At 67.5% G+C, this 1920-nt stretch carries 1 protein-coding gene; it reads right to left on the bottom strand.

Going from position 1 to position 1920, the window contains the following annotated elements:
• A partial coding sequence (locus tag ACFQ0E_RS19120) for an AMP-binding protein (RefSeq protein WP_386826617.1) occupies window positions 1-1920 on the bottom strand: 1920 nt, incomplete at both ends.

The raw sequence follows: 1920 nt of genomic DNA, 5'->3' as shown, positions 1-1920 counted from the left end.
CCGCCAGGTGCTCCCGCGTGTAGACGCGATGGGCCCAGGCCAGGAACGCGACCGCGTTGCGGTGCTCGATCATCACGCCCTTGGGCTGGCCGGTGGTGCCCGAGGTGTAGATCAGGTAGGCCAGCGCGGCGTTGTCCATCGAGACCGCGACACTGCTGTCGGGCTGGGCCTCGAACCGTGCGAGGTCGGTGACATCGATCAGTTCGAGCGGCAGTCCATCGACGCAGTGGCGGGTCGCCGGGGCACCGAGCACGCAGTCGAGGGCGGCATCGGTGGCGATGTAGCGCAGGCGTTCGACCGGGTAGTCCGGATCCATCGGGACATAGGCCGCACCGCTCTTGAGGATGGCGAGGATCGCGACGACAAGATCGATGCCGCGCGGCAGGCAGACGCCGACGAGGGTGCCCGGCCCGGCGCCACGCGCACGCAGGGCGGCGGCGATGCGGTTGGCGCGGGCGTCGAGCTGCGCATAGGTGAGAACGGCTTGGCCGTGGCGCAGCGCGATCCGATCCGGGGTGCGTGCCGCCTGCTGTTCGAACAGCTCGTGCAGGCAGGCGTCCTCGGCAATGGACTGCGGATCGACCACGCTGACCTGTTCGATCTGCGGCGCCCGGGACGGTAAAACATGCATCAGGGCGAAATCGCGCAACGCCCCACAGGCATCGCGTACAAGCTGGTCGATGATCGCGACAAGATCGTCGGCCATCCTGCGCATCAGCGCAGGAGCGAAGCTCGACTCCCGGAACACGAAGCGCAACCGCATCGCATCAGCGGTGAGACAGGCCTGCAGACCGAGGTCCAGGCCGGTCATCGAAATCTGATCGGGCCATGCACCTTCGCCGAAGGCCAGCGCGATCTGGAACAGCGCGCCATCGCCCGGCGACCGTGGCGGATCGCACAAGGTCGCCAGCGCATCCGGCGACATGTCGCGATGCGTCCGCGCATCGAGCAGTGCCTGTCCGGCCTGCAGCAGAAGCGAGTGTGTCGAACGCATCGCATCGCAGTCGATCCGCAATGGCAGAAGCACGGTTTCCGGAACGCAGAGCGACCGCAGCTCGGACGGAACAGGACGCGAATCGGCGAAGCCCACGACCACGTCGCGTTCGCAGCCATAGCGCGAGAGCAGGATCGAGAAGCCGGCAAGCAGCGCTGCCGACAGTGGCACATCGTGCCGGGAGGCCAGTTGCCGCAGGCCGCGGAAGTCGAGCCGGTCAGCCTGCACTTCCAGGGTCGCGACAGGATCGGTCGCCGGCGACCGCGTTTCCGACATCGGCAGACCATGGCGCACAGGCAGGCCGGCCAGCGTCGAAATCCAGTAGCGCCGCGAACATTCCGCAGAAGCGACCAGCCGTCCCGCATGGTCGTAACGCACGCGCCGACCGGTGCGCAGCACCACGCGTTCGCCGTCCAGCGTGGACAGGACGATCGCATCGTACGCGCCCGAGCGGGCGGCACGTTCGACACGCGAACCGCCGATGCACAGCTCGCCTTCGACGCCGAGCGGCGACAGCTGAAGACGTTCATCGAGCACGTACAGCCGATCGTCCTCGGTCGAACCGGGCCATCCGCCGCCACCGGCCCGGGCCAGCAGCCACTCGCGTTCGCCCTCGCCGACCAGATCGAGCGACGCGATCGGCAGATCGGGCTGCGCGGACACCGCATCGAGCAAGGTCGTCAGTTGATCCGCAAACGCAACGATCGTGCGCTGCCCGAACAGTGCCTTGCAGTAGTTGAGAGCAAGAACCAGGCCATCCGGAGACGCGAAGGCATTGAGTGCAAGGTCGAACTTCGCCGTGCGTCCGCCGATGAAGCGCGTCTCGCCTTCCGCCAGCGGGATGCCGGCATCCTGCTGCACCGTCAGCAGGATCTGCACCAGCGGGTTGTACGCCGTGCTGCGCGCAGGATTGAGCGCCTCGACCA

It is taken from the genome of Lysobacter brunescens (assembly GCF_042677005.1).
Classification (GTDB): Bacteria; Pseudomonadota; Gammaproteobacteria; order Xanthomonadales; family Xanthomonadaceae; genus Lysobacter_I; species Lysobacter_I brunescens.
This window is presented reverse-complemented; position numbering and strand designations above follow the sequence as displayed.